We start from the raw sequence: 24,769 nt of genomic DNA, 5'->3' as shown, positions 1-24,769 counted from the left end.
TACGCGGGTGATAACAAACTTTTAGTATAGCTGAATTCCCTTTAATGTAAACGGCAAATTTCGGTCAGAATCTGACGCCAAAGGGTTTAACGGGTATAAATCTTTGCACAGACATAAGCGTTAACATTTTAAGAGTAATTTAGGTAATCACTCGCAAAGGACGATTGCTAAGACGGCACAGTAGCTCATAGCTGATCGTACCTGCGTGCTGCGCGACGTCATCGACTGGCAAAGCCGCGCCCCAAAGTATCACTTTACTATCTAGCGCAAGACCTATCGGCGTACGACTAACGTCTATGACCAGCATATCCATCGCCACGCGTCCTATGACAGAGCAGGTATAACGCTTTTGCTTTGCTGAATCGATAACTTGTACATAAGCCTCATCATTGACGACTCGCGGATAACCATCGCCATAGCCAACACTCACAAGCGCGGTTCTAGTGTCCTTGTCAGCGACCCAGCGACTACCATAGCCGATAGCCTCGCCTTGCTTGACAGTTTGAAACGCCATAATTTGCGCGCTAAAGTCCATGACGGCTTGCAAGTTTAACTCGCTTGTGGACTGATCGGTGACAGGCGAGCTACCATACAACATAATTCCAGGTCGCACCCAATCACAGTGGCTATCGGGGTAATTAATAATGCCCGCTGAATTACAGAGCGATGCTTTGATATTTTTATCGACGTCTCGATGCAAGATAGTGAGCACCTCATTGAAACGCTGTATTTGCATAGAGGTTAAAGAATGATCGCAGTCATCAGCATTAGCAAAGTGCGTTGTTAAGATAAGTTTATATCCTGCGTCATATAAAAGCTTGGCTGCGCTGATAACCCCTTGCTCATCAAAACCCAAGCGGTTCATGCCCGTATTATATTTAAGCCAAACCGTTCGCGTTGGGCTATCTGGTATAGGTACACAATCAAGCGCCCACTGCAATTGCGGGGCATGATGAATGACGCAGCTACACCCGTTATCTATGGCCTGTTGCCACTCGCTTGCGCTAAACACACCTTCGACCAATCCGACTGCCTTATCCCAGCCTAAACGGCGTGCCTCAAAAGCTTCGGTGAAACTTGCGACTCCAATACCATCTGCCTGCTCTAAAGCAGGTAAAACCGCTGCTATGCCATGACCATAGGCATTGGCTTTTACCATCGCTAGTACTTTAGCGCTGGGCGCGCGCTTTTTGACTTGCATCAGGTTATGAGTCATAGCTTGCGGGTTAATTGTGACGGTAGCAGTGCGCATAATTTGCCTTGTTAAGTAGCCGTTATAATAGTAAAGGTGCTCTAGATATTTATCGTGTTATTCATCATCAAAGGTGGCGCCTTGATAATACTCAGGCGTTAGGTTGGTAAAGCGGGTAAATTGTCCTTCAAATGCCAAGCGTATCGTACCGATAGGTCCGTTACGCTGCTTACCGATGATGACCTCAGCCACGCCTTTATGATCAGTATTTTCGTTATAGACCTCATCTCGGTAGATAAACATGATCAAATCGGCATCCTGCTCGATGGCACCTGACTCACGCAAATCGGACATGATAGGGCGCTTGTTAGGACGGTTCTCAAGGCTACGGTTGAGCTGTGAGAGTGCAATGACTGGGCATTCAAGTTCACGCGCCAAAGCCTTGAGACTACGCGAGATCTCAGAGATTTCACCAACACGGTTACCATCGAGACTAGGCACCTTCATCAATTGTAGATAATCGACGATGATCGCACCAAGCTTACCATCATGGTTTTTGGCAATACGGCGACAGCGTGAGCGCATCTCTGAGGGCGGCAGCGCGGTACTATCGTCGATGTATAAGTGCTTGGACTGCAAGTGCTGAATAGCGTTCATCATCTTTGCCCATTCATCTTCGTTCATTTGACCTGAGCGCAGGTGAGTCTGATTGATCGCGCCCCACGAGGAGAGCAGACGCATGACGATGGATTCGGCGGGCATCTCCATCGAAAATACCACTACAGGCAAGTCTTCGTTAAATAACACGCCTTCTGCTAAGTTCATGGCAAAAGTGGTCTTACCCATAGAGGGACGCGCGGCGACGATGACCAAGTCTCCTGCTTGTAAGCCTTGGGTTTTATTATTAAGTTCAGCAAAAGGCGTTTGCAGTCCAATCATGCCATCAGGGTTGGATTTGAGTTCTTGAATCTTGTCAATCACGTTGGTCAATACTGAGGTGATACCAACAGGGCCGCGCTGCTCAGCACGTTTGTTATGCTGCTCATTAATGCTAAAAATTTTGGCCTCAACATTGTCCAAAATATCGCTGACCGTTTGATCCTTTGGATTGTAGGCGAGGGTCAGCATATCGTTGCCAGTGGTAATGAGTTGGCGCAGCGTTGAGAGCTCACGTACGCGCTGCGCATAAGCGGTCAGGTTAAACAGTGTCGCTGGACTTTGACTTAAAATATCTGCCAAATAGCTATCGCCGCCTGCGCTTTTGAGTAGCTTTTGCGCCTCAAGCCAGTCATGCACCATTACGGTGTCATACGGCTCATTGACTGCTGCTAGATGCGCAATACCTGCAAAGATATGTTGATGCCTCCCTGCATAAAAGTCATCTTTGGTGACGATATCAGCGATTTTTTCGTACGCCTCTTCAATGCTCATTAAAGAGGCAAGCAGCGCCTTTTCGATATCGATATTATGCGGCGGCGTTTGATTGAGTAAGTCGTCGGTTTTTTCGGTGTCTGCCATGAGTGCCTAGTTTTTGTTTTTAAAATGGATGTCTTTTTATCGGAATAAACTCTGTGATTAGGGCGCGATATCCTGTCTTAATAAGTGAGTAATTAATGCTACAATTAAATGCGAAAGTCTAGCACATTATCACCCCTCTTTAGAGTTAAGATAAAAAATTATCTTTACAAAGCAGTTATTCACTATAAAAAGACAACTCAAATAATGATATTAAAATACAAATAAAATCAGATACTTATAATAATGGGAATAGAACACTATGACAAAAAAACCGCTACTTATAACGACAGGCGAGCCTGCAGGTATAGGGATGGACGTTGTACTACTACTAGCCGCCCAAGGTCAATTGCAAGACTTTGCAAGGCCGATTTGGGTCACAGCTGATAAAGCAGCAATGCAAGCGCGCGCTGCTGATCTAGTGTCAGCTGGCGTAATCAAAAACGCTCCAAAATGGCAAACTATTGAGGCATCTCTTAATAATGAGGTAAGTCATATAGACTTGGCAGATGACGCATTTTTATTATTGAACACGCCTTGCGCTAAGCCTGTCGTCGCCGGTTACATCGAGACTAAGAACGCAGCTATGGTCGCTCAGCAGTTACAGCTTGCGCACACCCTTGCAACAGACAAGAGCATCGCTGCTATCGTCACAGGACCGCTGCAAAAGTCTGCTTTGATTGATGCAGATATCAAGCTATTGGATGGCACGATGTTTAGCGGTCATACTGAATTTTTTATGCAACAAAGTGGCTGTGACAAAGTCGTCATGATGCTCGCCAATCCTGCCATGAAAGTCGCTCTTGTGACGACTCATTTAGCACTAAGAGATGTCCCTGCCGCTATTACTCAAGACAATGTAAGACAAACGGTACAGATCGTCATTGATGATATGCGTACTAAGTTTGGACTGGATGCGCCGCTTATCTTAGTTTGCGGTCTCAATCCACACGCTGGCGAGGGCGGTCATTTGGGGCTTGAGGAGCGTGATATTATCAATCCTGTCTTGCAAGAGTTTATCTTTAAAGGCGTTAATATCAGCGAGGCGATGCCAGCAGACACGCTATTTACCCCAAGGCATCTAGCCAACTGCGACGCGGTCATTGCCATGTATCACGATCAGGGCTTGCCAGTGCTAAAATCACACGGCTTTGGTGATACCGTGAATCTAACGCTAGGTCTGCCTTATATTCGCACCTCTGTCGATCATGGTACGGCGCTTGATCTAGCAGGTCGCGGCGGCGCTAGTGCAACTAGCCTGTATCAGGCGCTAATGATGGCAAATGAGATGGCGAACAAATCACTTATAGAGTAGTTTTAAACGCTCTAGTCTTAGCAATACAATGCATGCTGTAAAATTACTGCCTGTGAGCTATGCTATAATCCAAAATGCTTTTTACCGCAATACGGCGGTATTCATAGTTGCATAATTTGTTTTGTTACTCTGCTTATTAAGAAGTTTATATGTCTAAAAATACCTTTGATGTTCAGTCACTCAACGCCAACTTGCGAGGCGCTAAGCATCAGCCGCGTAAGCGTTTTGGTCAAAACTTCTTGCACGATGGTAGCATTATTCGTCAAATCGTCGATAGCATTCGTTTAGAGCGCGATGATAATTTGGTTGAAATTGGTCCTGGTATGGGTGCACTGACTGAGCCGCTACTTGCGGAGGTTAATGCCATGACGGTAGTTGAGTTAGACCGTGATCTAGCAGACAGCTTACGTATTCGAATTGGGGCCAACAGTCATCCCAACTTTACCATTATCAAAGCCAATGCCATGCATGTTGACTACCGCGAATTGTATAATCAAGAGCGCGGTCAGCTGCGGGTAGTAGGTAATTTGCCTTATAATATATCTACGCCCATATTGTTTCATTTATTAGATTTTGCTGATGTGATTCAAGATATGCATTTTATGCTGCAAAAAGAAGTGGTTGAGCGTATCACTGCTGATGTCGGGAGTAAGACTTATGGACGATTATCGGTCATTATGCAATATCACTGCGAGACGGACTATCTACTGACAGTACCGCGCGGCGCTTTTAATCCGCCGCCTAAAGTCACCAGCGCCGTGTTTCGCTTGACGCCTCATGTGGTCAAGCCTGTGGTCGCAGAGGATGAGGGTTATTTCGCCATTGTGGTGCGCGAGACTTTTAATCATCGCCGCAAGACTTTGCGTGCTATTTTTAAAAAGTCAACGCTGCTACCGACGTTGAGCGAAGACGATTTTGCACAGTGTGGTATCGATCCACAAGCGCGCCCTGAAACGCTCAGTGTCAGCGACTTTGTTAATTTGAGCAATCAAGCTCAGCGCGCTGAAGTTTAAAAATTAAAATATCAGATAGGACTAGTAAAGCGTTATGAGTTTTCGCCATCAGTATGTCATCGGTGACTTGCAGGGTTGCCACGCCGCGTTTTTACAATTAATTGATAAGTTAGATTTTGATCCTAAGCAAGATAAATTATGGTTTGCAGGGGATTTGGTCGCACGCGGTGAAGACTCGCTAAATACGCTACGATATGTTAAATCACTATGTGAACAGGGCGCTGCGGCAACGGTACTTGGTAATCACGATATCAATCTGATTGCTGTTTGGCGCGGCGCCGCGCGGCTTAAGAAAAAGGACAAAACTGCGCCTATTTTTAAAGCGGACGACTGTGATGAATTGCTAGAATGGTTACGTCATCAGCCGATTTTACTGTATCCAGACGAGCAAACGGTCCTTGTACACGCGGGCATACCGCCGCACTGGAGTATTGAGACAGCAGCTGGCTATGCCAAACAGTTAGAGGCTCAGCTGCAAAGTAGTCTTAATCAATTAGATCGACTACTACCGCATTTATATAGCAAAAGTGCCGATGACTGGCATGCAGATATCCACGGCTTTACCAAGATGCGCGCGATTGCCAATTACTTTACGCGCATGCGATTGTGTAAGGAGGATGGCACGCTGGAGTTTAGCTTTACCGCTAGCCTAGGTGAGTCAATGCCAGAGGGTTTTGCTCCGTGGTTTGATTGGCAAGCTCCTCGTACGCGCAAAATATTGTTTGGGCATTGGGCGGCGCTAAGGGGTGAGGTCGATTTGCCGCACGCGCGGGCATTGGATGGCGGCTGCGTTTGGGGTAATGCCTTGCTCGCCTATCGTCTAAGTGACGCTCAGGTAATACGTTCAAGCGCTAACTGTCCAGCACCATAACAACTCATAAATCTTCAGAAAAAAGGTCTGGTAGCTAAGTACTTAATCGCTTAGCATCAGACCTTTTTGTATGGCTATGCATCACTAGCTTATACAGCTACTGATACAGAGCTACTGTGGCAATTTAGGTGGTTTTTTAGGTTTAGGTAATGGGACTTTGGGATCAGCTAGCGCCTCGTTGTCATCATTTTGCGCCCCTTTTAACGTTTTAGTTTGTTTGTCATATTGAATGTCATCAGTATAAGGAACGCTACCTAATTCCTCATCGACTAGGCCATCATCGAGATCGACGATTTTTTTGGGAGACGTATTTATATTGGTTGTATGCGCAGTCCATACTTCACTAGTATTAGCGTCTGTCCCTTCTTGTGCTTGAGCGTCATACTTGATATCAGTCATCGCCGCCTTGTCTTTACTAGCGACTTTTATAGACTTGGGAAGTATTTTGACATCTGATAAGCGCCTGATCACATAATTGCTCGGTAAGGGCTTGCCGCCATTTTGTCCTGACATATCCTCAAATATCATATGACCTTGACTATCGATACGCGCATATTTCATAGGCTTTTGCCGTGGCCAAAAAAAGTCTGAGGGGTGACTGATAACATGACCAAAGATAAGTTTGGTGAGGCGACCCCATTCAAAAAAGCGCACCTCTTTTGAGCGTAGCGCGACAAACAGCGCGAGTGAAAAGCTCACCATCAAGTTAACAATGCCGATAAGCGCCACGCCGAGTATAGATAATAATATAACGCTCCAGCTGATGTCGTCGGCTGAAACGTTAAATATACCATGGGCAAAGTTCGCTGAGGCAAAGGCAATATGACGAATATCTAAAGGCAAACCAAATAGATAACCGATAGTGGCGGTACTACCTAAGAATACGCCAAAGATAAAGTTGCCCATAATAGCGCCCAAGTTGGCCTCTACAAAACCGCCTAAACGGTTTAGCCAAGTCTTTGGCATTATATATTGTAGACCGCGATGACGCTTGATACGCGCGCCAATATTATTGTAGACCGCCAAATTATCGTAGTAGCCTGCAATAAGCCCTGATAAGAACAGATAAACCCCAGCGATGGCTGCGTGAGGTAGAGCAAGGGAGCGAAAGGGGTCAAGGTCATGAAGCAAGTGCTCAGCTTTAATTGCATCTATCATAGGTGCGCCTGTATATTGCAACCAGGCAAATGAGATGACAAGCGCCACCGGTATCGCAAGCATAACGTTACCCATAATCGCTACAAATTGAGTGCGCAAAATATCAACGACTAGCTCTGATAATTTGGTCAACTGATGTGACTTTTTACCAGAGCCGTCCGAGATAGTTGAAGCAATTGCCGCCGCCGTCATCGCGGGTTGTTTGGTCGCAACCGTCCCATGAACGATGTGAATAAAGACAAAACCCAATCCATAAATCATACTATTGATAAAGGCGCGTCCCATGGGCGCAAGAGCCAAGTGATATGCCAAAATCTTCAGTGTCGCCATAAAAGCGATGATAAAGCCGCCGATAGAGGCCTTTTTAAACATCTTACGGTAGCCCGCTTTATCAGTGCTGATATAATGCTCACCGACGCGGCTGGCATTTTCGGTGACTTTTCGCGAGAGTAGCTTGGTATTATTATCAATCAAGTAGCCGATACTATAACGCCGATTAGCCGTAGTAATAATCGTTTGGATAAGGTTGATAATGGCCTGATCGCGTTTTTTGCGATCGTTAGTGACCAGCTCTGTCAAAATACGAATACGCTCTAAGCTCTGATCCAAACGCAGCATCATATTGGTCAAGCGAATGGAGATACCTGTCTTGTAGATACGCTTGCGTATAGTCGCAACTATGTCCTCGCACTGCTCTAGCATGACGAGTAGGGGCGCAGGATCAACGGCCTTTTCAGGGATGATGTCAGTCAAAGTATCAAGCTCATGCGCTTGACGGTACTGATTGACGAATAATACCGCTTCTTGATTTTGCGCGACAAACGACGCTGAATAGTTCAAAATCTGCGGATACGCTTCCATCAGATCTGGATGCAGACCGATACCGCTAACGCGGTAGGATAGAATGATAATAGCGTTCAAAATACTGTTTTTTGCTGTAGCAACCAGATCAAGATGATTATCTTTAACTTTGAGGAGCTCAACAAGCCTATCCCATTTATCTCTGTCAATATTGGCAAGCCAGCGCTCATCGGTACGCTTATCAAACAGATAGCCGACCAGCTCAACGACAGAATCATCTTGTGGCAATATAGGCAAAAACCTATGACCCACTAAGCGTCTAAAACTACTAAAAAAGCCCTGATCTGACATGATGCCTGTGTCAGTATATAGAGCAATTTGACGATACTCAATAATCAGCTTGAGTACAAAACTGGCCAGACCGTCGCCGTATTCTGGATGTAGCGTTAAGATGTCAATGAGCGCTTGTATATTTTGATTAGCAAGCGCAGGCTCTTTATCCGTCACGCGCAGCTCATCAATCAAGCGCTTGAGAACAGAGGGCTCAGGCACATCACTTAAAGCGGTAATCTGCTGCAAAATGCGTTTGATCTCAGGCACGTCGAACCCTTTATTAGATTAATAGTTGTTTGAATGTAGAGTAGGTATGATGACGCTATTTTAGTGCGAAGTTAGCAGTTAAATTGCATTATTTTGTTAGCAAATAATTTTTTAAAAAAAGTTAGAGGCAAAAAAGGACAGTTATAAAAACTGTCCTTTTCAATAGTATATCTAATCTACTTATAACTAGCTCGTTGCTACATTGAAGTAATCTAAATCAAAACTCATCATCGGATCACTACCAGCTTCAACCATCTGCGCATGAGCGTCAATACGCGGTAAGATACGACCAACGAAGTAATCAGCCAGCTTAGCTTTGTTAGTATAAAACTCACCTTCACGCCCATCAGCAGCCTCTACCATCAAAGCAAACATATATGAGTAACATAAGTAGCCAAAGGCATGCATATAATCGACCGCGCAGCCATTGATCTCATTTTTGCGCTCGCCAATGTTGGCTAGGACAGTTTGAGTCAGGCTTTCAATGTTGTCAGCGGCGTCTAGTGTCGCTTGCTTAACCGCGTGATCCGCTTGCATGTTACCGACAAAGTCACGAATCTCACCCAAGAAATGCGTAATGTATTTGCCGTTATTACGTGCAACTTTGCGACCTAATAGATCAAGCGCTTGAATACCATTGGTACCTTCATAAATCTGAGCAATACGAGTATCGCGAACGATCTGCTCCATACCCCATTCACGCACGTAACCATGTCCACCAAAGACCTGCTGACAATCTACAGTCGCTTCAAGTGCTTTGTCGGTTAAAAAAGCTTTGGCGACAGGCGTGAGTAGGGCAACACGTGACGCTGCTGCTTTTGCAACCTCAGGGTCATCACTGAACTTCTCAGCGTCCAAGTTTTTGGCGACATACATCGCAAAACAGCGCGAGGCTTCAGAGTTAGCCTTAGCATTCAATAGCATACGGCGCACGTCAGCATGATGAATGATGGCGTCAGCAGGTTTTTCAGGGCTTTGTAATTGCGTATCACTACGACCTTGACCACGGTCATTGGCATAAATAGCTGCGTTTTGATAAGCAAGCTCAGAGCCGCCCAAACCTTGCAGACCCATGGTTACACGCTCATAGTTCATCATAATGAACATTGAGGATAGGCCTGTATTTTCAGCACCAACCATCCAGCCTTTAGCGCTATCAAAATTCATAACACAAGTCGCTGAGGCCTTGATACCCATTTTGTGCTCGATAGAGCCAACTGCTAATGTATTGCGCGCGCCTAAGCTACCATCTTCGTTGACCAAAAACTTAGGCACAACGAACAACGAGATACCTTTAGAACCTTCAGGGGCGTTTGGCGTTTTGGCGAGTACTAGATGGATAATATTGTCTGTTAAGTCGTGCTCACCACCAGTGATAAAGATTTTGGTACCTGAAATACTATAGCTACCGTCATCATTAGGTACCGCTTTGGTCTTAATAATACCCAAGTCAGTACCCGCGTGTGGTTCAGTTAGACACATCGTGCCTGACCACTCACCGGCATACATCTTCTCAAGATAAGTCTCTTTAAGCTCATCAGACGCCGCCGCATTTAAGCAAAGGGTTGCGCCAACAGTAAGGTTGGGGTAGAGGGCAAAAGATTGATTTGCAGTAAAGATCATCTCTTCGGTCAGCATCGTGACCATCTTTGGAAAGCCTTGACCGCCGTACTCAGGATTACCGCTCAACCCAACCCAACCTGATTCAGCATATTGGCTATAAGCATCCTTAAAGCCTGAAGGAGTCGTGACCACGCCATCGCCTTCAAAAGTCGCGCCTTCTTCATCGCCACTACGGTTGATCGGTAGTAGGACGTTTTTGGACAATTTTGCCATCTCTTCTAAAATCATATCGACCGTTTCCATGTCAACATGAGCTAAACTGTCGTTACTTTGCCAAAATTCATGGGCTTTGAATACATCCGTTAGGATGAAGCGCATATCGTTAAGCGGGGCATTATAAACAGACATAAACATTCCTTTGAGTGGTATGGGTAAATGATAATGAGGATAAAGCGCGCCAGTATGTTGTTGACTTCACTTTAACAATCAATAGATAAAGTTTAGCAAATTAACCTATTAAATTGTGTATCTCTTCGTGAATCGTGTGTGCACCAAAAGTTATCGATAGCTCTTGTATTGCTTAGAATAACGAGATGTCTAAATCTTGATAAATGAGTGCAGTTATCATAAGTATAAACGAGCTGAGATAAAGCGGCTATGTTAGAACGTATCTGAGAGCCGCTTATTTAAAGTAACTTTTATTTGTGTGGTTTAAGAAAAACCGCATCATCTCTTTTGAGGCATCAGGACCATTGGGGTCAGTATAGGAGCCGGCATGACTACCACCCGCCCAGCTATGAGACGCGCCATGTATTTTCCAATACTCAAGTAAGCTTAGTCCTTTATCATCACATATTTGTATTTGCGTACTACGAGTGCCTTGCTCTGAGCTTTTTTGCTGCTGCTGGGTTTGTAGATTACTCTTTTGTGCTTGCAAGCGCTGTTTTGCTTGCTCAAAGATCTGCCCGCCGTTGCGCACGCTTACCGTATGATCTTGATCACCATGAAATACGATCATAGGCACATAATTTGTGCTGGTATTGGATTCTGTTATCGCTGCATCTGCGCCTTTACGCATTGCCATCATAGCTGAGGGCATATTACTTGCGCTCTGATAAGCTAGGCCCGAGTGTACGCCAACTGCAGCGTATAGCTCAGGATAAGTCTGTGCCATAATCACTGCCATAGCAGCGCCGGCGGATAGTCCTGCCACATATACTCGGCCAGCGTCAACAGCATACTCTTTAGTAATGGATTCAGTGAGGGCAGACAGCCATGCAGGCTCACCTTGACCGCGCTGCTGATCGCTAGTATTGAACCAATTCCAGCAGCGATTTAAGTTGGCGCTCGCTGGCTGAGACGGATACAAAACTAGGCTTTGATGCGTCTCTGCCAACTCGTTCATACGTGTACCTGTGGCAAAGTCCTCTGGTGACTGCGTACAGCCATGCAGCATGACGACCAGCGGTAATTTTGAGCCTTGCGTCAACGCTTCATCATAGTTTGAGGGAATATAGAGACGGTAGTTATGATTACCCTGTGATGAGGTAAACACGCCTTTGATAAACTTAGCATTTTCTGCAATAGGCGGCTCACTATGCGTAGTCGCGCCTGCGCCCACACCAGGTAGGTTTAAAGCTGACGGCAAATCTATCTTAAAGTCTTTCATTTTATCGGTTAGGCTTTGCAGTTTTTCAGACAAGGTATCTTTTGCTTTAGTCGTATCGTTTGTCTCAGGTGTAGCATTTTCATTTTGAGTTGAGTGAGTATTAGAGGCTAAGTCTTTAGGCACTGATGGATTTGAAGCAGTAATTCTAGGTGTTGACTCATTTGGTGTAACGTCCCTCATAGCTGTACTGTTGTCATCAGTGTGAGTATTGACAGAGTTGCTAGGGCCATTACTATTTAAATTATTTTGAATAGCAACAGTCGCTTCTTTTAGTCGGCCTGACTTTATCAGGGCCATAGCCTCTTTGAGGTGCGGCGGCGCTGTATTAAATTTTGGTATCTTCATCAGTTATGTCCTGTTATTGATTATTGGTTTATATAAGTATTTAGCACAAGCGTTCACAGTCTAGAGATTTGAAGAGCAAGTACTTAAAGACAAGTGTTTGAAGCTTAGGTGTTTAAAGAGCAAGTATCTAAAGACAAGGGTTTAGACCATTTTGCCTGCAAGTATTGCTTTGATCTCAGGGCTGGCTTGTAGTACGCCAAGTACGGTAATACTCTCGATAGTCGCCTCCGCCAGCTCAGGCGAGACATCAGCGGCGATGGTTGCAAGGCCAAGTACTTGAATATCGAGTTTCTCATTGCGCTTTTGCACGACTTCAAGATCTGCGCGAGTGTAATGACGTAGGCCTAGTTCCAAAGTTTTGCGCGCGATTGTCTGGCGTACTACATCTGCATGGGTACTGAGCTGATTACGTATCGCGGTACGAATAAAGTCCGTACGATTAGAATAAAAGCCTTCTTGTACCATCAAGTCAACTTGTCCCAGATCGACATAACCTAAATTGATAGTGACTTTTTCTGTCTCGCCTGCTTTGGCGCGGATAGGGGGTGTGGTCTTGCTTGCCATCAGATTCTCCTAAGCTCAATGCTACTGAATATCAGTATTATACTCCAACTACCATCCATATGGAGTATATATCAGGGTTTTATGTAATAAATAACAGACATAAAAAATCGGCAACCTACCCCTGTAGATTGCCGATCATAAGACTATCATTCAAGATTTTAAGTTAATCCCTTTGTATTAATTAAAACGAGAACTGCTCAACATCCATGCTCATGTATGGCTCGCTACCGGTAGCGATACGCTGAGCGTAAGTTGCAGTACGCGGTAATAATTTGGTGAAGTAGAACTGAGCAGTTTTAACTTTGGCATCATAGAACGCTTTTTCACTATTGCCATTTGCGATCTCGTTGAGACCGATAAGCGCCATACGTGCCCATAGATAGGCCTGAGTCACATAACCGCTAAAGTACATGTAATCTACAGCTGCTGCGCCAACGGCTTCAGGGTTCTGTTCTGCTTGTTTGCCAATCTCAGTCGTCAGCTCGCTCCACTGTGCGATGTGTTGCTCAAGTGGCTTGATGAACTGCGTCATATCAGCATTGTCTTTGTTGGCGTCACAAAAATCTTGAATCACTTTGATAAAGTTTGCTAGCAGCTTACCCTTTGAAGCAAGTACTTTACGGCCAATCAAATCAAGCGACTGAATCTGCGTCGTCCCTTCATAGATCGTAGAGATCGTAGAGTCACGTACGTTTTGCTCAAGACCATATTCAGTACAAAATCCACTACCGCCCATGACTTGTACGCCATGGCCTGCCGCCTCTAGACCTGTCTCGGTCAAGAAGGCTTTGCCGATAGGAGTCAGTAATGACAGCATTTGGTTAGCGTAGTCTTGTTCTTCGCCTTCGCCTTTGGCTACGATGTCCGCGAACTGAGACATATAACCGATGAGCGCACGACCACCTTCTGCAAAGGCTTTGGTCGTCAGAATCATGTCACGAACCGCTGGATGGACAATGATAGGGTCAGCAGGTTTTTCAGGCGCTTTGGCACCGCTTAATGAGCGAAACGCCAAGCGATCAGTTGCAAAGGCTAAGCCGCCTTGAAAAGCAAACTGCGCGGCGGTGACGCCTTGGATCGCCGTACCGATACGGGCAACGTTCATAAAGGTAAACATCGCGTTTAGACCACGGTTTTCTTCACCAATCAACCAACCAGTAGCGCCATCATAGTTCATCACGCAAGTCGCTGAAGCTTTGATACCCATCTTGTGTTCAATTGAACCACAAGAGACCGCGTTGCGCTCGCCCAAGCTTTGATCATCATTGACCATAAATTTGGACACCACAAACAATGATAAACCTTTGGTACCCTCTGGAGCGTTTGGCAGGCGGGCTAGAACGATATGGACGATATTCTCAGACATATCATGCTCACCGGCTGAGATCCAAATCTTGCTACCTTTGATGTTGTAGCTACCATCATCGTTAGGTTCAGCTTTGGTGCGTACTAAGTTGAGATCTGAGCCGCACTGAGGCTCAGTCAAACACATAACGCCTGTCCATTCGCCCGATACCAATTTTGGCAAATATTTACTCTTTTGCGCGTCGGTACCATGATGCTCAAGCGTTGCTACGCAGCCCTCAGATAACCCAGGATACATACCAAATGACCAGTTAGCCGTACCCATAAACTCAGAAATCGCTGAATTTAGTGACATAGGCATGTTTTGACCGCCGAACTCTTCTTCTGCAGTCAAAGAGGTGAAGCCAAGCTCACAATACTGCTTGTAAGCTTCTTTAAAACCTTTTGGCGTGGTGACTTGACCATCTTCAAAATGACAGCCTTCAGCATCACCGCTTTGGTTAAGAGGTGACAACTCGTTTTCAGCAAAGCTTGCAGCCGTTTCTAGATAGCTATCTACTATATCTGCTTCGATATGGGCGTACTCACCAAGCTTTTGATAATGAGCGGTACTGTCTAAAAGCTCATGCATGACAAATTTCATATCACGTAGGGGCGCTTTGTATTGCATATATTGTGTCCTTTGTTTAGATGTGACGGGCAGTAAAAGAGCATACTTAGGTAGCTATGTATATATAGACAATGAATACTTGTCTGCCATAACCATAAGTGGACATTCTAAATCCAAGATATCGACTAGGCTTAGATATAACTACAGTATTGATAGGCTTGATCTAAAAGATAGGCGCTCAGAGAGAATTATACAAGTTTGGTCATAAGACTCATAAGTCATCAACCTATCTTGCATCAACAATTTAAGCCAAACTAAAGAGTGACTGGCGGCTATAAAAAGAAAAAAGGAGCCCAGACTGTGACTATAAACGTCATAGTACTGCAGCTGTGACGTTATCTTCCAAGGCGTTGATGGGTGAGTATTTTGGTTGCCATACTCGCTGATACCGCCTTGCCAAACCAGTAGCCTTGAGCGTATTTGCAGCCCATTTTTGCTAATAAATCGCGCTGGCTTTGGGTCTCAACCCCTTCTGCGATAACTTGCATATCTAGTGCCAAGCTCAAGTCCAAGATCGCTTTGACGATTGCGCGCTGCGTGGTATCCGTATCTATCTTGCCAACGAAGCACTTGTCTATTTTAAGAAAATCAAAAGGATATTCTTGTAAGTAACTCAAAGAAGCGTAACCGGTACCAAAGTCATCAAGCGCCAAGCAGACACCTATGTTTTTGAGGGCTTTAAGCTGGCTTTGTACGTTAGCGTGACGCTGTATCAAGGACGATTCAGTCATCTCGATATGGAGCTGATTAGGCTCGATATCGTTATCAGTAATAAGCCGACTTATCGTCGAAAAAAAATAAGGATGAGCGAACTCGGCTACGTCTGCGTTGACACTAACGTGATGAGAGAAACCCAGTTTTCGCCATTTGGAGAGCTGTTTTGTAATTTGGGTCATCATCTGACAAAACAGCTCAAACGATAGCTTGTAGGTGACAATAGCGTCCATAAATTCAAAAGGTTTGAGTAACCCGCGTACTGGATGTTGCCAGCGTACTAGTGCCTCAAAACCGATAATAAACCCTGTGTTTAGATCAACTTTGGGCTGATAAAAAGGCACAAGCTCGCTATTCTCGATAGCTAAGCGCAGCTCAGACTCAAGCTGTAAGCTATCGGCAGTGGCATTATTGATCGTGCAGTCGTACCAGCTAATATCATCGCCGCCGTTTTGTTTGGTATACTGTAGCGCCTTTTCAGCCTTAATGAGCAGATCATTAAGCTGATGACCATGCTCTGGAAAATAACTGACTCCAACTGAGATATGACAATAGATAGAAACTTTTTTGTCGTTATCATCAGCGATGACAAAAGGGCGCTCACACATTTGCATCAAGATATCAAGCTCATTACGTACCATTTGAGCATCAGCATACTCAAATAAAAGCGCAAAATCATCCCCGCCAAAATGTGAAAAAATATAGAGGTTTTTCAGCTCAAGCGCCTCAACTCGAGTCACAAAATCTTTGATTAGCGTGTCTATACCGCTAGGGCCTAATGTGTTAGCCAGCATTCGGTAGCGGTCAATATTGATACGTACGACAACAACCTCTTGATAGCTATCTATGAGCAGTTCACTAGTTTCACTCAAAAACACTTTGCGATTGGGAAGATTGGTCAATTGATTGTAATTAAGCAGGTGAGTAACGTGATTTTTTTGGGTGACTATAGGCAGTATATTTCGAATAATTCCTATGTAGTAGACCGTCTCTCCAACACAGACTCTGCGGTAGGTGATATGACACTCAATTATGTCATCAAAACGGTTGGGCATAGAAAATTCATTTTCATAAAACCCTTTTCTCTTGAGGCGTTTACGTATGCTACTGAGTAATTCTCTTTCTTCGTCACTCAAAAAATTTGACGTATAAATACCTAAAGGACGACCAATCAGGAGCTTTTCAGCGTAGCCCATCATCTTCTCATAAGCCGAATTGACGGATAAATAGCGAAGATCTGCATCTAAAATAGATACTGCTTCGTCAAATTGCTCATAAGACTGCAAGAGCAATTGTTGTTTGTCTGAAGAGGATAGTGGTACGAAAGGATCCATGAGGTGCCCAAATAAATAAAGACGACAAATGTATAAAACTATAGTTAGTATAACCAATAATAATAGTAATGATAAGTTTAATAAATCAATTATATATCAAAAAATGAATATAAAGTTATTGTATTATTACTTTTATATATCAAATGAATGGCAAGTTAGGTTATAGATCAATCAGGCTCTGTCTCATTGCTTGTAGCGTTGCCAACGCAACGACAGGCGCTGTTTCAGTACGTAGTATACGACACCCTATTTGCCAAGAATAGAAACCTGCATCGCTCGCTTGTGATATCTCATTTGGACTTAGGCCGCCTTCAGGCCCTATTAATAATTCTATATAGGCTCGCTCTTGCACAAGAACGTTTGAAAGCGTCGTGGGCGTGGTAGGCTGACCTGCAGCTGGCACGCTTAATTGCAAGCTGATATCAGCTGGACGATTTAGGATATGATAATATGGATCTTGACTAAGCGCAGAGACAGTAGGGCTTACAGTTGTGCGAACACTAGTCTCAAGGGGTGAGTGGGTACCAAGCGATTGGGTGAGCCAATCATTAATAGTCATAGGTGCAAGTATCAAAGGAGGGCGATTAAGACCGCATTGTTCGCAAGCTGCGATAGCGATTTGTTGCCAATGCGCCAACTTTTTGTCCACTTGTGCAGGTTTGAGCGTGACCTCGCCATGATGACTACTTAGCAATTGAACCGCAGTGACGCCAAGTTCAGTCGCTTTTTGAATCGCATAGTCCATACGATCGCCGCGACTCATGACCAGTGCAACTTTGCTAATTATATCAGCAGTGCGATCTGTTGGCCTATGAGATAACAAAGTTGCTGTAGCTTGCTTTTTGCTAATAGCTGACAGCTCTACTTGATACTCACCGCCGAAACCATCGAAAACAACGCCTTTTTCGCCGACACTAGCGCGCAAAACTTTGCACCAATGATGAGTGATGCTCTCGGTAAGTACCAAGCTTTGGCCCATAGATAAATCGCTAAGCTTGTTATCATCATCTTCATGATTTACGGCATAAAAAAAACGTCGCACTATGGGCTATCCTTATTACATAAATGACTATTGTGATAGTAGCAGAATATAGCTCAAATGAGTAAAGCCAGCAGACAACCCATCAGTCGAATTTTGTTGCAGCTACTATTTGTTACAGCTACTATTTGTTGCAGCTACTAGGTGGAACGTCTTTTACTTAAATGTTAATAAATAATAAACGTGTCTAAGAACAAAAAACTGGCACTCATAAGAGTACCAGTTCAATAATAAAATAAGAGTAATACTTAATTAGGCAGTGGCAGATGTCACAAGGCCCAATGACTCAACCAAGCGCTTGTTTGGCTCAACCTTGTTCATGCTATAAAAATGCATGGCAGGTACGCCCTCTAAGATCAAACGCTCACAAAGACGATGAACCACATCATAGCCAAACTCACGAATCGCTTTGCGATCATCACCAAAGTCCGCAAGCTGCTTACGGACATAGCGCGGAATATCAGCGCCGCAGCTATCGGCGAAGCGAATCAAATTGCTAGAGTTGGTAATCGGCATAATACCGGCGACCAAGGGCTGAGCATTAGTATCAATACCGCGCTTCTCTAACGTATCACGCAAATACAGATAGCTATCGGCGTTATAAAAGAATTGCGTAATCGAAGCATCGGCACCTGCTTGGTACTTTTTGACCAAGTTGTCAACATCAAAGTCAAAGCTGCGTGCTTGCGGGTGCATCTCAGGATAAGCGGCCACCTCAATACGGAAGTGATCACCTGAGTACTCACGGATGAACTTGACTAAGTCCAGTGCAAAAGGCAGCTCGCCCATACCGACCTGACCTGAGGGCAGATCGCCACGAAGCGCAACTAGGCGATTAATCCCCAAGCTTTTGTAGTGATCGAGCAACTCTGCAATCTCAATTTTGTCATCGCCAATACAAGACATGTGCGGAGCAATATCAGTATCGCCGCGCGCGCATAGCGCTTGTACGATGTCTAAAGTGCGACTACGGGTAGAGCCGCCCGCGCCATATGTTACCGAAAAATAGCTCGGTGACAATTTGTTTAGCTCATCATAGGTACTAAGTAGCTTTTCATGTCCCAGCTCAGTTTTGGCAGGGAAGAACTCAAAGGAAAAAGCAGGCTTACTCACTATTAGCTCCTCTTAGTATTTGTAAGCGTCAGGCTTAAACGGACCTTCTACTGGCACGCCTAGGTACTCAGCTTGCTTATCTGTCAGCTTAGTCAACGTACCATTGAAGCCTGCGACCATAGCAGCGGCGACTTCTTCGTCCAGCTTCTTTGGCAGTACTTTGACATATAAGTTATCAAAGCGCTCATCAACTGGTAGCTCAGCGAACTTTTCATCGAACAGATACATTTGCGCGAGTACTTGGTTAGCAAATGAGCCATCCATTACCCGCGATGGGTGACCGGTAGCATTACCTAGATTGACTAGGCGACCCTCAGCAAGCAAAATCAAATAGTCGTTAGGATCATCAGAGCGGAAGATTTGATGAACTTGCGGCTTGACTTCACTCCAGCGCCAGTTGTCACGCATAAACTGCGTATCAATCTCGGTATCGAAATGACCAATATTACAGACCACAGCGCCAGATTTGAGCGCCGCTAACATATGCTTATCACAAACGTGATAGTTGCCCGTCGTAGTGACGATCATATCAGTATCTTGTAATAGCTGGGTATTGATGCTATCAGCGCCACCTGTATTGTCGCCATCGATATATGGAGAGAGTACTTCATAACCATCCATGCATGCCTGCATAGCACAGATAGGATCGACTTCTGAGACGCGTACAATCATCCCTTCTTGACGCAGACTTTGTGCTGAACCCTTACCGACATCACCATAACCGATAACGAGGGCGCGGCGACCCGCTAGGAACATATCAGTACCGCGCTTAATGGCGTCATTTAAGCTATGACGGCAGCCGTATTTGTTATCATTTTTAGACTTAGTCACCGCGTCATTGACATTGATTGCAGGGACTTTGAGCGTGCCCGCGTTCAACATCTCAATCAAGCGATGCACACCTGTGGTGGTCTCCTCAGAGATACCATGCATAGCGTCAAGCATTTGCGGGTAATCATTATGAATCAATGCGGTTAAATCGCCGCCATCATCTAAGATTAAGTTGGCATCCCACAGCTGACCTGTCTCTTCGCCGCCGACATGGACTTGCTGACGCAAACACCACTCATACTCTTCGTCAGTCTCGCCTTTCCAAGCGAATACAGGAATACCAGCAGCAGCAATAGCCGCAGCAGCATGATCTTGAGTTGAGAAGATGTTACACGAGGTCCAACGTACCTCAGCGCCGAGCGCGGTTAGCGTCTCGATAAGTACGGCAGTCTGAATGGTCATGTGAATACAGCCGGCGATTTTGGCACCTTTAAGCGGTTGATCATCTTGGTAGCGACGACGTAAACCCATTAGGGCTGGCATCTCAGCTTCAGCTAGAGTGATCTCGCGGCGGCCATAATCAGCAAGGCTGATATCAGCGACTTTGTAGTCAGTAAAAGAGGGGTCGATCGTATGGGCAGATGGGGTGTTAGACACTGCGTCCATAATATGCTCCTATCAGTGAATAGATAAAAAGAATAAAAACGCAGGTGCCGTTATTTGCACATAGCACAGACGTTGTAAAGTCTGTACTACGTTGCCGAGCCTAACACAGCTTATTTGAGCTGCGGTGCAACACCTCTCGGAGGTCGTTATTGTAATAGATGAGCGCGCTGTTGTCACCTATTGTCCTATATAACTTAAGAAAAACCTTTGACTTGTAAGTTGCGTTGGTTTGAGCTAAAAAATGCTAAATAAGTAGCTGAGCGCAAATTTTCTCTAAAACAAGTTATTATTTAGAACCAGTTATAGGTTAGCGAACCAAAGTAGTTAGCACCGTCAGTGGCATATTCTGTACCAAATTGATTAGAGAGCGTATAGTTTTCATCGGTAATGTTTTCAACACGCAAGTTTGCACGTAAATTAGGATTGATATAGACGGTGCCACTCAAGTTAACTAGAGTATAGTCGTCTAACTTAGTTTGATTGCTCACGTCAGAAAATCTATCATCAGTATGTTTTGCTTCAAGGCGGACATCAAAGGTAGGCTGCTGATAACCGATATAAATCAAACCACTATTTTGAGGGCGGTAGACAAGATCATTTCCTTTGTTGGCACTGCCTGATGTCTCATCTTTTGCATCCAAATAATCGTATCCCAAGCCAAACAAAAACGAATTGACGTACCAGTCGGAGGTAAAGCTCACCCCTTTGATTTTTGCCTCGCCCGTATTGGTATTGCCACCAATCAAATCTTCGACATCAGTGTGATAACCCGTCAAACGTGAGATTTGATTGCCTTTATCGTACTCAATGAACACTTCAGTGTTTTTGCTGGTTTCAGGCTTTAAGTTTGGATTGCTAAAACCGGGGTAGTATAAGTCATTAAAGGTCGGCGCGCGAAAACCTGTAGCGTAACTTGCACCAATGCGCATACCGTCCAATGGGCGTATAGCAGCGCCTACGTTATAAGTGCTTTCATTGCCATATTGCGAATTGTCATCAACGCGGTAGTTGGCTTGTAAGTCATAATAAGTATCTGCTAGTTGATAACCGACAAAGGCACTTTTGACTTCTCTATCATCAGGTGAGTAGGGTGTCGCGGTAAAATCGGTAAAGTCAGCATTAAAAACTTTTACCGCAGAAGCATCAAGCTCTTGTGATAGCCATTCTACGCCAACGATAACCGTACCAGGCTGAGCATTGATTTGGCTCTCTAAACGCACTTGTTCTTGGGTAGTATCGAATTGGCTGCCATCTTGAAAGTCAATAGAATTATTATCATGAGATGTTGATTTATCGACACTTTGACCATAGCTTAATTTGGTCAACGTTAATGGGGTTTGGTATTGCAAATAGGCTTTAGCACTACCGTTTTTTTGATCCGAGTAAGCGTTGGGAACCAAGGTTCCAGCCGAGTCAAACTCAGTTGTAGAGTCTGAATATAATCCGCTAATTCCACCACTGAGCTGATCGCTAAATTTGTGCTGTAATGCAAGGCTAGCGTTGGTTGATTCAAAACCATCATCATCAGCGTTATAATCAAAAGAATCGCTATTAGCAACCGCATTGAAGCCGTCTGTCTCGTTACGACTGACGCCTAGGCTTAATGATGAGGTGTCATTTTTGAGTTGACCAGTAATGCCAACTTGATAATGATCGTGACTGCCGTAACCTGCGGTAGTAGACACATTGGATTGCTCTACATTATTGCCCTTGGTAAAGATCTGGATAACCCCGCCCATAGCATCGGAGCCATAAATGCTAGAGCCTGACGCCCCGTATAAGATCTCGATACGATCTATTTGGTCGGCAGGTAGCAGGTTCAATGCTGGGGTTCCTGCAGAGATTGAGCTATAACGAATGCCATCGATGAGCACGAGAACTTGTTTGCTATCAAAGCCGCGCATATAGAAGTTACTGATAGTTCCCATTCCGCCGCTTTGTGAGATATTAATACCTGATTGGTTCTTTAGCACATCAAGCGCCGTTTGACCTTGATAACGCTGTAGCTCTTCGCTATCGACAACGCGAGTCTGAGCGATGACATTGCTAATCCTAGTCGGGGTGCGCGTAGCGGTCACTACAATCTCATCAAGCTCCACTTGCGGTAATTCGCTCTCATCGATAGGTGCAACGGTAGAGGGAGCTGCTATAGTCGTATTCATGGCAAAAACGCCAAATATACTTAAAATACTCAGTCGAAGGTAACTTACAGATGCTACAGTCATAATCAATCCCAAAAAATCAAAAGGTGCAAGGCGGTCAAAATAACCAATAAGTAAAGACAGAACCATTATCAACAATAACGATCAAGATATAAACCACTACGACCTAATATCTTCTCAGTATCAGATGAGTAACTTTCATCTTAAAGGGTTTTGTTCTTTAGACAGAGCCAATTTATAATTTTGCACGTTTATACCTAACAGAATAAAGTAAGGTATAAAAACATGATTCTCCAAAAACTACTCAATCAAAAGCACTGGCGTCATAAATAATTGTTATCATATCGACTCTTTATCACTTACTAGTCTCCATCTTTATCTGTTTTACGATCATTTACTGTATCAAGAGGTTTGTTTTGTCTACTGAGCATCATTCTCAATCTGCGGCGCACTCATTATCATCTATGTACAAAGTCTTTGCTGCAATAGCATTAGCGCTAACGATGTTATTCACTTTGGCGTTGCATACTGCGGCGGGGGCTGCAGACAGTGGCATGCTCAGCGTTGATACGCCTCAAGAGGAGACGCGTGCCCCGATACCAGATGCTTTTGGCCGTGATACGCCGCGGCTGACGGTACAAGGGTTTATTGGCGCACTGAGTCAAAACGATTTTTTGCTGGCAAGCAATTACCTCAATCTGTCCAAATCTGATAATCCAACGACTATGGTACGCCAGTTTAAACAAGCGTTAGACAGCGGCGGCCGGTTTTTACCAGACTTGCAGATTAGCAATGTCCCCGAGGGCAATCTGACAGACCAGCTGCCACCAAGCCAAGAAAAAGTCGGTACGATCAATATTAATGATAAAAGCGTACCGCTGATGCTTGAGCGAGTAGTATCAGACAAAGGCAAGCAATACTGGCAGTTCTCCGCAGATACGCTAAGCTCGATACCTGAGGTGTTAGAGGATACTGAGCCGACACTGATATCACAATATAGTTTTGAGTCTTTAGAAGATGAGCAATTATTTGGCTATCAGCTTGCAGATTTGGCCGCTGCAATCATACTGATTATAGGTAGTTTTTTGCTGACTTATATCGTGGTATGGGTGCTTTATCATTTGTTGAGACTAGCCTATCCACGCGTGCGCGGTATACCGCTACCAATGCCTGACAAAGTAATACTGCCATTATCTATCGTCATTATGTCGATGATATTGTCAGAGGTCATGATTTACGCAGGGGTCTCAGTGACCCTTCGTGAGCCGATTAACCGTTTCACTGAGGTCGCCTCTTGGCTTGCGGTTACGTGGCTGCTATTACGTATTATCGATGCCATCTTTACCCGTGCGGTCAATCTAAGCTATAGAAAGAATCACACAGAGCGCGTCTCCATCTTAGGACTGCTACGCAAAGTGGTCAAAGCGCTGCTGCTGATATTTGCAGTCATCGTCATATTTGGCAATTTAGGTTTTGATCTAACTACAGGTATCGCCGCTTTAGGTGTGGGTGGTTTGGCGCTAGCCCTTGGCGCACAAAAGACGATAGAGAACCTCGTTGGTAGTGTGGTAGTGGTGGCGGATTCGCCAGTACGTATCGGCGATTATTGCAAATTTGGCGATCAAGAAGGCACCGTCATCGATATCGGCATTCGCTCATCGCGAGTGCGTACGTTGAACCGCACAGTAGTTACTGTGCCTAATGGCGATTTTTCATCGATGCAAATTGAGAACTTTACCTCACGCGATATGTTCCACTTTTTGCATAATTTATATATTAAGCGCAACGCCGATATCGATGTCGTATTCAAAATGGTCAAAGACTTAGACAGCTTTTTGAATGAGCATGAATTGACCAACAAAGAATGGAACCAAGCTAATATTTTAGAGCTGCGCCAAGAATGTTATATCATTCAATTGCGTGGTTATGTCAACTCTGTCGACGTTATCGAGTTTTATGGTAAGCAAGATATCTTGCTCGTTGATATCCTAAATCTGGTCAAAAAGTACAAGGTCGAGCACGCGCTACCAACTCAGCAGTTAATCGTGCATCAAGAAGAGCTAGAACAACAGTTTGAAAGCAACAACGATGACGAGACTGTTGAAGCTATAGATACTGATAAGAATAGTAAAGAACCAAACCAATTGCCTGATGAAAAAACAGTAGATACTGATTTAAGTGTAAGCAGTTCAGCAGATACGGATAAAAGCTTGAATACCGTATCTAACAGTAAACCTAGTCATCATAGAAACAAGCAACTGACGGCATTTAAACTAGCCAAACGCAAATTTAAGCGTGCGCACAAAATACCGACACTGTCCATGTGGAATCAGCCTTGGCATAAGCCTTAGTTGTTTTCGTACAAAGGTAATGCGCAAACCTAATTATC

The 24,769-nt window shown here is 44.6% G+C and carries 16 protein-coding genes; 4 read left to right on the top strand and 12 right to left on the bottom strand.

Going from position 1 to position 24,769, the window contains the following annotated elements; translation table 11 throughout:
- Positions 1-139: 139 nt before the first annotated feature.
- Positions 140-1,252 (bottom strand): alanine racemase, encoded by a 1,113-nt coding sequence (gene alr / locus ACR64J_RS06640; RefSeq protein ID WP_435948950.1) that lies wholly within the window; start codon positions 1,250-1,252, stop codon positions 140-142.
- A 57-nt stretch (positions 1,253-1,309) separates the two neighbouring features.
- Positions 1,310-2,710, bottom strand: a complete 1,401-nt coding sequence (dnaB, locus tag ACR64J_RS06635) for a replicative DNA helicase (protein ID WP_317198839.1) — start codon at positions 2,708-2,710, stop codon at positions 1,310-1,312.
- A gap of 259 nt (positions 2,711-2,969) precedes the next feature.
- On the opposite strand from dnaB, the gene pdxA reads away from it, so the two are divergent.
- From pdxA to ACR64J_RS06620, 3 genes are all read left to right on the top strand, one after another.
- Positions 2,970-4,022, top strand: a complete 1,053-nt coding sequence (gene pdxA, locus ACR64J_RS06630; protein ID WP_435948949.1) for a 4-hydroxythreonine-4-phosphate dehydrogenase PdxA — start codon at positions 2,970-2,972, stop codon at positions 4,020-4,022.
- A gap of 149 nt (positions 4,023-4,171) precedes the next feature.
- Positions 4,172-5,035 carry a 16S rRNA (adenine(1518)-N(6)/adenine(1519)-N(6))-dimethyltransferase RsmA gene (rsmA, locus tag ACR64J_RS06625; protein WP_435948948.1) on the top strand — a complete coding sequence of 288 codons (864 nt, stop codon included), beginning with the start codon at positions 4,172-4,174 and terminating at the stop codon, positions 5,033-5,035.
- A gap of 34 nt (positions 5,036-5,069) precedes the next feature.
- The gene (locus ACR64J_RS06620) at positions 5,070-5,906 is read left to right on the top strand and encodes a symmetrical bis(5'-nucleosyl)-tetraphosphatase (RefSeq protein ID WP_435948947.1); all 837 of its coding nucleotides are present in this window, start codon (positions 5,070-5,072) and stop codon (positions 5,904-5,906) included.
- A 111-nt stretch (positions 5,907-6,017) separates the two neighbouring features.
- Here ACR64J_RS06620 and ACR64J_RS06615 read toward each other — a convergent pair whose 3' ends face one another.
- The 10 genes from ACR64J_RS06615 to ACR64J_RS06570 form a co-directional block, all read right to left on the bottom strand.
- Positions 6,018-8,465 carry a site-specific recombinase gene (locus tag ACR64J_RS06615; RefSeq protein ID WP_435948946.1) on the bottom strand — a complete coding sequence of 816 codons (2,448 nt, stop codon included), beginning with the start codon at positions 8,463-8,465 and terminating at the stop codon, positions 6,018-6,020.
- 186 nt (positions 8,466-8,651) lie between these two features.
- On the bottom strand, positions 8,652-10,436 hold the full coding sequence (locus ACR64J_RS06610; RefSeq protein WP_435948945.1) for an acyl-CoA dehydrogenase C-terminal domain-containing protein: 1,785 nt from the start codon (positions 10,434-10,436) through the stop codon (positions 8,652-8,654).
- A 274-nt stretch (positions 10,437-10,710) separates the two neighbouring features.
- Positions 10,711-12,042 carry an extracellular catalytic domain type 1 short-chain-length polyhydroxyalkanoate depolymerase gene (locus ACR64J_RS06605; protein WP_435948944.1) on the bottom strand — a complete coding sequence of 444 codons (1,332 nt, stop codon included), beginning with the start codon at positions 12,040-12,042 and terminating at the stop codon, positions 10,711-10,713.
- Between the two features lie 141 nt (positions 12,043-12,183).
- Positions 12,184-12,606, bottom strand: coding sequence for a hypothetical protein (locus ACR64J_RS06600; RefSeq protein WP_435948943.1), 423 nt, complete (start codon positions 12,604-12,606; stop codon positions 12,184-12,186).
- A gap of 181 nt (positions 12,607-12,787) precedes the next feature.
- Positions 12,788-14,581 carry an acyl-CoA dehydrogenase C-terminal domain-containing protein gene (locus ACR64J_RS06595; RefSeq protein WP_435948942.1) on the bottom strand — a complete coding sequence of 598 codons (1,794 nt, stop codon included), beginning with the start codon at positions 14,579-14,581 and terminating at the stop codon, positions 12,788-12,790.
- A 335-nt stretch (positions 14,582-14,916) separates the two neighbouring features.
- Complete coding sequence (locus tag ACR64J_RS06590) at positions 14,917-16,629, bottom strand: putative bifunctional diguanylate cyclase/phosphodiesterase (RefSeq protein ID WP_317198830.1); 1,713 nt, start codon at positions 16,627-16,629, stop codon at positions 14,917-14,919.
- Between the two features lie 160 nt (positions 16,630-16,789).
- The gene (locus tag ACR64J_RS06585; protein WP_435948941.1) at positions 16,790-17,671 is read right to left on the bottom strand and encodes a 16S rRNA (uracil(1498)-N(3))-methyltransferase; all 882 of its coding nucleotides are present in this window, start codon (positions 17,669-17,671) and stop codon (positions 16,790-16,792) included.
- A 249-nt stretch (positions 17,672-17,920) separates the two neighbouring features.
- The gene (locus tag ACR64J_RS06580; RefSeq protein WP_435951039.1) at positions 17,921-18,784 is read right to left on the bottom strand and encodes a methylenetetrahydrofolate reductase; all 864 of its coding nucleotides are present in this window, start codon (positions 18,782-18,784) and stop codon (positions 17,921-17,923) included.
- Between the two features lie 9 nt (positions 18,785-18,793).
- Complete coding sequence (gene ahcY, locus ACR64J_RS06575) at positions 18,794-20,218, bottom strand: adenosylhomocysteinase (RefSeq protein ID WP_317198827.1); 1,425 nt, start codon at positions 20,216-20,218, stop codon at positions 18,794-18,796.
- Positions 20,219-20,508: 290 nt separating this feature from the next.
- Positions 20,509-22,380, bottom strand: coding sequence for a TonB-dependent receptor domain-containing protein (locus ACR64J_RS06570; protein ID WP_435948940.1), 1,872 nt, complete (start codon positions 22,378-22,380; stop codon positions 20,509-20,511).
- A 464-nt stretch (positions 22,381-22,844) separates the two neighbouring features.
- On the opposite strand from ACR64J_RS06570, the gene ACR64J_RS06565 reads away from it, so the two are divergent.
- The gene (locus ACR64J_RS06565) at positions 22,845-24,731 is read left to right on the top strand and encodes a mechanosensitive ion channel family protein (RefSeq protein WP_435951038.1); all 1,887 of its coding nucleotides are present in this window, start codon (positions 22,845-22,847) and stop codon (positions 24,729-24,731) included.
- Positions 24,732-24,769 lie beyond the last annotated feature (38 nt).

The organism is Psychrobacter sp. DM8 (genome assembly GCF_051307025.1).
Taxonomy (GTDB): Bacteria; Pseudomonadota; Gammaproteobacteria; order Pseudomonadales; family Moraxellaceae; genus Psychrobacter.
Note: the sequence above shows the minus strand (reverse complement) of the source record. Positions and strands in the feature narration are given on the sequence as shown.